Source organism: Micromonospora sp. NPDC005171 (assembly GCF_040608575.1).
In the GTDB taxonomy this organism is placed as follows: Bacteria; Actinomycetota; Actinomycetes; order Mycobacteriales; family Micromonosporaceae; genus Micromonospora.
The window spans coordinates 319,184-327,626 of record NZ_JBEXIM010000005.1 but is presented as its reverse complement, the minus strand read 5'-3'; the positions used below and the strand labels follow the sequence as shown (position 1 = coordinate 327,626).

General features: G+C 69.4%; 6 protein-coding genes. 3 read left to right on the top strand and 3 right to left on the bottom strand.

Features of this window, described 5'->3' with window-relative positions; genetic code table 11:
- Window positions 1-245, bottom strand: a 245-nt coding sequence (locus tag ABZU74_RS11505; protein WP_355421374.1) for an endo-1,4-beta-xylanase, incomplete at its 3' end; no start/stop codon positions are given.
- Between the two features lie 342 nt (window positions 246-587).
- A complete protein-coding gene (locus ABZU74_RS11500; RefSeq protein ID WP_355421414.1) occupies window positions 588-2,363 on the bottom strand; it encodes a family 43 glycosylhydrolase in 1,776 nt (591 codons plus the stop codon).
- A gap of 693 nt (window positions 2,364-3,056) precedes the next feature.
- Between ABZU74_RS11500 and ABZU74_RS11495 the strand changes: the two genes are divergently transcribed.
- The 3 genes from ABZU74_RS11495 (at window position 3,057) to ABZU74_RS11485 (ending at window position 7,510) form a co-directional block, all read left to right on the top strand.
- Window positions 3,057-5,390: a beta-L-arabinofuranosidase domain-containing protein gene (locus ABZU74_RS11495; RefSeq protein ID WP_355421371.1), complete on the top strand. Its 2,334-nt coding sequence runs from the start codon at window positions 3,057-3,059 to the stop codon at window positions 5,388-5,390.
- 161 nt (window positions 5,391-5,551) lie between these two features.
- A complete protein-coding gene (locus tag ABZU74_RS11490) occupies window positions 5,552-6,496 on the top strand; it encodes a superoxide dismutase (protein WP_355421368.1) in 945 nt (314 codons plus the stop codon).
- 114 nt (window positions 6,497-6,610) lie between these two features.
- Window positions 6,611-7,510: an endonuclease/exonuclease/phosphatase family protein gene (locus ABZU74_RS11485; protein ID WP_355421365.1), complete on the top strand. Its 900-nt coding sequence runs from the start codon at window positions 6,611-6,613 to the stop codon at window positions 7,508-7,510.
- Between the two features lie 44 nt (window positions 7,511-7,554).
- Here ABZU74_RS11485 and ABZU74_RS11480 read toward each other — a convergent pair whose 3' ends face one another.
- Window positions 7,555-8,439: an MHYT domain-containing protein gene (locus tag ABZU74_RS11480; RefSeq protein WP_355421362.1), complete on the bottom strand. Its 885-nt coding sequence runs from the start codon at window positions 8,437-8,439 to the stop codon at window positions 7,555-7,557.
- Window positions 8,440-8,443: the final 4 nt, after the last annotated feature.

Sequence of the window (8,443 nt, the reverse complement as noted above, 5' to 3'; positions counted from 1 at the left end):
TCCCACTTCATCTCGTTCTCAGCCACGACACTGTTGAACTCACGGTTCAGAATGGTCGTGTACGCGCTGGTGGAGAGCTTGCCCGTCGCGACGGCCGCACCGAAGTAACGGCCCTTCTCGGCCGCCGAGGCCCGGAGGGTCGTGCCGGCGCTGGCCGTGGAAGTCAGCGTCACCGTCATAGCGGCGGCGAGAGCGCCGGTGACTGCGATGGTCACCGCCGCTCGCAGGGCTCTTCTGTGATTCATGCGGATTCCTTCTCTGTGGTGGTGCAGCGATGGAGACGCACGCCCGAATCTGCTCCTGCGACATCGGAGACGTCAGCAATGGTCGCCGTCGCGGCAGCGGTGCGGGGAAGTCCTGATCCGACGTCCGGCATGCCCTGGGCGGACGTCGGCATCCGAGGGGCCACAGCAGGTTCGCCCGGTGAACCACAGGTGCGGCCACCCTCAACCATCGACTGTGAGCGATAACATGCCGTTCGTCAAGTCGTAACCAACGGCGCCGAGCACCTGTCGCTCCGTCGCAGTGGCGGGGCGGGTAGCCGTGCTGCCGGAGCCGCGCCGAGCGCGGGCTCCGGCAGCACACGTTCACTGGAACGAGGCGTCGTCGACGAGGAAGCTGTCGGTGCCCTCCGCGGTCTCGACATAGAACGTCGCGCTGGACAGCGTGCCGCTCCACGACACGGTCGTGGTGCCGGTGAGCAGGGTCCAGCCGTTGACGTTCACCCCCACCGCCGGGGTCAGCTGGAGGTAGTTCGTCGTGCCGTTGGCGGTCAACGACAGGGTCGCCTTCGCCGACGGCGTACCGCTCTGCGACCGCACCCAGACGTTCGTGGTGTAGCTCTTGCCGTTGGTGAGCTTCGAGGTCACGTCCTGGCCGGGGCCGTTCCACGCTCCGGTCCGGCCGGTGATCGACAGCGACCCGCTGCCGCCGTGTGCGACGGCGGTGTTCCTGGAGAGCGTTCCGCTGCCGTGCAGACCCCAGCCGGTCGTGCCGTTCTCGACGTCGCCGTTGGTGAGCACTGTGCCACCACCGCCGGTGTTGCCGCTGAACTGCCACCAGTTGAGGTTGAGGAGGTTGCCGCTGCCGCCGGCGAAGCGCAGGTAAAGGTCACGGGTGCCGGTGGCTCCGCTCACCCCGCACGTGGTGGTGGTCCAGGTCTGCCACCCGCCGGTGCCACCCACGGTGCAGGTGCCCACCACCGGGCCGCTGGCGCTGTCGAGGCGTACCTCGATCCGGCCGCCGCTGGTGGCCGACGCGACCCGGGCGTTGAACGAGGTCGCGCCCGCGCCGAACGCGACGCCCTTGACCTTGATGTAGTCGCCGTTCTCGATCCAGCCGACGTTCATCCCGCCCTCGCTGGACACCTCGGTCTCGATCCCGGAGCCCCAGGCGATCGTCTCGGCCTCCTGCCGCACGTACGGGTTCAAGGTGCCCACCTGCGGGGCGCCGGTGTTCGTCATGGTGATCGTCGGAATCGTGCCGTTGCTGTTGTAACTGAACTTCTCCACAGCGACCGACCGGGTGTATCCACTGCCGCCGGGCAGCGCCCCGTTGTGATAGAAGAAATACGAACCACCCTGGAAATCGATCACACCCGCGTGATTGGTGAAACTGGCGCCCTGCCGCGGCATGATCGTTCCCCGATACGTCCACGGTCCCGTCGGCCCGGTCGCGGTGGAATACGCGATGAACTCGGAGCAACACTCGGCCGCGAAGACGTTGTAATACAACCCGTTGCGCTTGAAAACCCACGGCCCCTCCTCGTAGAGGGTCGGCCGACTCGCATTACCGCTGCGGGTACCGAACCCCGCCGTCGTGAGCGGAATGCGCGTCGCGCTGCCGGAGAACGAAATCATGTCCGGGTTCAACTTCACGTACCACAGACCCGGGTTACCCCAGTACAGATACGCCTGCCCGTCGTCGTCGATGAAAACGGTCGGATCGATCTCGTTGTTGCCGACAAGTGGTCGACCGAGCGCGTCGCGGAACGGCCCGGTGGGGCTGTCCGCCACCCCGACGCCGATGACCATCTGCCCGTTCGAGCGCTGGCGTACCGGGACGTACCAGTAGAACTTCCCGTTACGCGCGATGACCTGCCCGGCCCACGCGTTGGCGTCCGCCCAGGCGAAGGTCGCCAGACTCATCGGGGAGCCGTGGTCGGTCCAGTTCACCATGTCCGCGGACGAGTACACCCGCCACTCGCGCATGGTGAAGTAGGTGGATCCGTCCTCGTCATGTCCGGTGTAGAGGTAGACCCGGCCGTTGTGCACCAACGGCGCCGGGTCGGCGGTGTAGATGTTCTGCACGATGGGGTTGTCGGCCCTGGCCGTGGCCGGGATCAGGGCGAGGACACAGGCCATGCTCGCCAGCCAGGCAATGGCGCGCCTGGCCCGGCGGGTGGCCCGGGTTGTGGTTCGATCTTTCACTTTCACGATTACTCCCACAGAGAGTGCGCGGTACGCGATGTCTGACTGGCGAGCCACCGCTGCGCTGGCGGCCGCTCGAACGGGCGTTGCCGTTCGCACGCCAGGCAGCACGACCGGCGGCCGTGTTAGCGCTAACAGCTATTTCCGAGTGTCCCCTCTCTCATCTGACCTGGGTTTTTGTGAGGCGTGGGATGACCGTCGTAACCACATCGCAGCATTGATGTATCGACGTTGACATCGAAGATTTACGATGCACCGTACTGAGCGACCGGGCGGGCGTCAACGGACGGGAAGCCGTCGGCCTCCCTCACACCCGGTCACGCTCCGGTGATCGGGAGTCGAGGGATGTCCGTTTCGGACCATTGCTGCCATCGGGCCGGGCACCCCTGCGGTCGGGCGTCACGGGAATGGGTCGGCGAGGCACCCCGAGGGTTGCGGGCGTGTTAACGACCAACTATGTTAGCGATCACATCGATGTGCCGCGATAAGCGCAGGGGTGGGCACCCGGCGCACACGGCGAACGCGTCCCACCCACCCACACCGCACCCCCCGGCGTCGGCAGTGTTCCGCCGACGACCCACCGCCGTCGATGGCGGCCCCGGAAACCCGGCCCCTTGGAGGTTCCCCATGCCACCCCCGCCCCTCAGCCGCCGCCACCTGCTCCAGGCCGCCGGAGCCACAGTGGTGGTCTCCGCGACCGGCGCCGCCGTCTCCCCCGGAAGCGCGTCCGCCGCCGTCGTGCCCCCGGTCCGTTCCGACATCGGCGTCTCGGCGTACGCCTTCGACCCCGGTCAGGTACGACTCACCGCCGGCCGTCTGATGGACAACCAGACCCGGACGCTCAACTATCTGCGGTTCGTCGACGTCGACCGGATGCTCTACAACTTCCGCGCCAACCACCGGCTGTCCACAAACGGCGCCGCCACCAACGGCGGCTGGGACGCGCCGAACTTCCCGTTCCGGACCCACATGCAGGGGCACTTCCTGACCGCCTGGGCGTACGCGTACGCGGTGCTGGGCGACACCACCTGCCGGGACAAGGCCACCTACATGGTGGCCGAGTTGGCCAAGTGTCAGGCCAACAACTCCGCCGCCGGGTTCGGCGCGGGTTACCTCTCCGGCTTCCCGGAGTCCGACTTCACGGCCCTCGAGGCACGCACGTTGTCCAACGGCAACGTGCCCTACTACTGCATCCACAAGACCCTCGCCGGGCTGCTCGACGTCTGGCGCTACACCGGAAACACCCAGGCCCGCACGGTCCTGCTGGCCCTCGCCGGCTGGGTCGACGCCCGGACGAGCCGGCTGAGCGCCAGCCAGATGCAGTCGATGCTGGGCACCGAGTTCGGTGGCATGAACGACGTGCTCACCGACATCTACCAGCAGACCGGCGACTCCCGCTGGCTCACCACCGCCCAGCGGTTCGACCACGCCGCGGTGTTCAACCCGCTGGCCGCCAACCAGGACCAGCTCAACGGCCTGCACGCCAACACCCAGGTGCCCAAGTGGATCGGCGCGGCCCGGGAGTTCAAGGCGACCGGGACCACCCGTTACCGGGACATCGCCAGCAACGCGTGGAACATCACCGTCGGCGCGCACTCCTACGTCATCGGCGGCAACAGCCAGGCGGAGCACTTCCGGGCGCCGAACGCGATCGCCGGCTACCTCAGCAACGACACCTGCGAGCAGTGCAACACGTACAACATGCTCAAACTGACCCGGGAGCTGTGGCTGCTCGACCCGAACCGGACCGACTACTTCGACTTCTACGAGCGCGCCCTGATCAACCACCTGATCGGCGGGCAGAACCCGGCCGACAGCCACGGCCACATCACCTACTTCACCCCGCTGCGGCCGGGTGGACGTCGTGGCGTGGGCCCGGCGTGGGGCGGCGGCACCTGGAGCACCGACTACAACTCCTTCTGGTGCTGCCAGGGCACCGGCCTGGAGATCAACACCAGGTTGATGGACTCCATCTACTTCTACAACGGCACGACGCTGAGCGTGAACCTGTTCACGCCGTCGGTGCTGAACTGGACGCAGCGCGGCATCACCGTCACCCAGAGCACCAGCTACCCGGTCAGCGACACCAGCACCCTGACCCTGTCCGGGTCGATGAGCGGCTCGTGGAGCATCCGGGTGCGGATCCCGTCCTGGACCACCGGCGCGACGATCGCCGTCAACGGCACGGCGCAGAATGTCGCCACCACACCGGGCAGCTACGCCACTGTCACCCGCACCTGGGCCGCCGGCGACACCATCACCGTGCGGCTGCCGATGCAGGTCGTCATGCGGGCCGCCAACGACAACGCCTCGGTCGCCGCCGTCACGTACGGCCCGACGGTGCTGGCCGGCAACTACGGCAACACCACGCTCAGCGCCCTGCCGTCAGTCACCGTTTCCTCGATCGCGCGAACCAGCACCAGCTCGCTCGCGTTCACCGCCAGCGCCAACGGGTCCACTGTGAACCTCGGCCCCTTCTACGACGCCCACGGCTTCAACTACACGGTCTACTGGAACACCAGCGGAGGCGGCAACCCCAGCGGCAGCTACCGCCTGGTCAACGTCGGCACCGGCCTGGTCCTCGGCGTGCAGAACATGTCCACCGCCGACGGTGGGCTGGCCGTGCAGTGGAGCGACAGCGGCACCGCCGACCACAACTGGGTGGTCGTGACCGACGGCAACGCGGTCCGGTTCCGCAACGTCAACAGCGGCAAGGTGCTGGGTGTGGAGAACATGTCCACCGCCGACAACGCTCGCGTCCTGCAGTGGGCCGACAACGGCACCGCCGATCACCGGTGGATCCTCGTCGACAACGGCGACGGCACCTACAAGATCCGCAACGTCAACAGCAACAAGCTGCTCGGGATCCTGAACGGGTCGACCGCCATGGGGGCGCAGGCCGTGCAGGACTCCGACAACGGCAGCGCCGACAACCGGTGGAGGCTGGTCCGCAACGCCTGACAGCCGCCCCGCTCGACGGGCTCACCGGCGCGGTCACCCGAGGGCCGCGCCGGTGACGCCGGGCGCACGACCGCCAGCGGTCGTACAGTGGGGAGGGTCCTGGCCCCAGTAGACGTGGCGGACGTGTCGGCTCGTGCCGCTTTCCGCCCGGAAGGAGCACAGTGAACCGCCCCCTCCGCACCACGCTCGGCGGCGCGTTGACCGCCGCCCTGCTGGCCACCGCCGTCGTCGCGCCGGCGCAGGCACAGGCGCACCCCGCGAACCGGCCGCCGGCCGTCCTCGCCCTTCCCGACGGCTTCCAGCCCGAGGGCATCGCCACCGCCGGCCGGTACGCGTACTTCGGCTCCCGCGCGACCGGTGCCATCCAGCGCGTCGACCTGGTCACCGGCCGGGGTACGACGATCGGCGCGGCCACCGGCACGCCGTCGCTCGGCCTCAAGGTCGACCCACGCGGCCGGCTGTTTGTCGCCGGTGGCACGGCTGGCGACGCTCGCGTGCTCGACACCCGCACCGGCGATGTTCTGGCCCGCTACCAGTTCGCCACCGCCCCGACGTTCGTCAACGACGTCGTGCTGACCCGCGACGCCGCGTACTTCACAGACTCGAACCGGCCGGTGCTCTACCGGCTGCCGCTCGGTCGCGGTGGGGCGCTGCCGCCCGCCGACGCCTTCACCACGATCACGCTCACCGGCGCGTACGAGCAGGTCGGCACCGGGGTGAACCTCAACGGCATCGCCACCACACCGGACGGCCGGGCGCTTGTCGTCGTCCAGTCGACCACCGGCACGCTGTACCGGGTCGACCCGGCGACCGGCGCGAGCACAGTCGTGGACGTACCGGGCCACACCTTCACCAACGGCGATGGACTGCTGCTGCTCGGCCGCACCCTCTACGTCGTGCAGAACCGCCTCAACCAGATCGCGGTGGTCCGGCTGAACCACGCCGGCACCGCCGGCACGCTCACCAGCACCATCACCGACCCGAACTTCGACGTGCCCACCACCGTCGCCAAGGCGCTGGGCCGGCTCTACCTGCCCAACGCCCGGTTCACCACACCGCCGACCCCCACCACGCCGTACACCGCCGTCGCGGTCCGCGCCCACTGACCGACCCGAGGGGGTACCCGCCGCGCGGGTGCCCCCTCAGCCCACTGCTCTGGATCCCGTTCGCCGGTCGGCCGCCAGTAGGATCACTGGCACCTCGGCGATGACCGTCGCCTCGTGCACCCCGGAGTCAGTGTGGCCGCCCGTTCGTACCGGTTCCTGCGCCGCACCCTGGCGGTGGGCTGCCTCCTCGCCGCTGCCGCACTGCCGGCCACGCGGCCGACAGTGCCACCGACCGTCATCGCCGACGCCGCGCACGCCCCGCAGCCCACGGTTCTGCGGATGCTCCAGCTGAACCTCTGCAACAGTGGCCGCGCCGGCTGCTACACCGGCCGAGCGATGGCCAGGGCCGCCGAGGTGATCACCGCTGAGGCACCCGACCTGGTCACCCTCAACGAGATCTGCGCGGGCGACCTGTCCGCCCTGCACGACGTGTTCCAGACCATCCACCCTGGCCGGACCGTGGTGGCCGCGTTCCAGGCCGCCGGCGACCGCCCGAGTGGCGACGACACCCGCTGTCGCAACGGCCAACGCTTCGGCATCGGGCTGCTGACCCACGTGCGGACGCCAGCCGCCCCGCACACCGTGTACGCCGGGACCCACCCCACCCAGGACCTCGCGGACCCCGAGGAACGAGCCTGGCTCTGCGTCGACGTCGACGGCGCCCTGCTCGCCTGCACCACACACCTGTCGGCCACCGGCTACCGCGTCGCGCTCACCCAGTGCGACCACCTGCTCGACACCATCCTGCCGTCGATCAGCCGCGACGCCGGGTACGAGCCCACAGTGCTGGGCGGCGACCTCAACCTGCGCGCCGGGCACGACCCCGACGTGCGGTCCTGCACGCCGCCGGGCCATCAGCGGATCGACGACGGCCGACTGCAGCACATCACGGCGACCACCGACGTCACGCTCTGCTGCCGCACCGTGGTGCCCATGCACGGCGCGACCGACCACCCCGGGCTGCTGGCCACCCTCACCATCGGCCGCAGCCGCCCCGACCGCCGGCCAGCCTGATCCGCTCCGCGCCGGCGGCGTGAGGCGGGGCCGACCGCACGTCGTCAGCGCGGCGGCGTGTCCCGGCGGGACGGGAACGGGGTTCCCGGCTGGCCGAGGGTGGAGCGGGCGCGCAACCCGACCGGGTCGGGAGCGGCGGTGGGCGTCGGGGGTGCCGGCTCCGAGAGCCGGCGACCATCCAGGTACGCGGCGGCGGCCCGATCGTCGTCGGTCGGGGCGGCGAGCAGCGCGTAGAGCAGTCCGACCACCCCGAAGACCACCGCCAGCACGATCGGCACCAGCAGGGTGCTCACCCCCGCACCGGTCACCTCACCCGTGCCTTCGTGGCGGTGCACCGACAGGGCGCTCATGCCGGTGAAGTGCATCCCGTTGACGGCGATCCCCATGACCAGCGCAGAGGCGAAGATCGCCACCCCACGCCGGACGGTCATCGCGAGCCACAGAGCGACTGTGGACGCCACCACGGCGATGACCACGGAGAGCACGACACGGTCGGTGTCGTAGCCGAGGCTGCCGTTGAGGCGCATGGCGGCCATTCCGGTGTAGTGCATGGAGGCCACCCCGGCACCGGTGAGGATGCCGCCAGCGATCAGTCGTACCGGATTCAGCCGCCCGGTGCCCACGATGGCCAGGCCGATACCGACCGCCACCACGGCGATGGCCGTGCTGGCCGCGGTCAACGGCACGTCGTAGCGGATCCGGGTGTTCTCGACGGCGAAGCCGAGCATGGCCATGAAGTGCATCGCCCAGATGGCGGTGCCGCCCAGCGCCCAAGCCGACAGCAGACCCCACCACGCCCGCTGACCGCTCGTCCGGGCCGCGCGGATGCGCCCGGCGCAGACCAGACCGAGGATCGAACCGAACACGGACAGCGCGTAGCTCAGCGCGGGCGTGATCCACCCGTACTCAAAGTGATTGATCTCCGCCACGGCG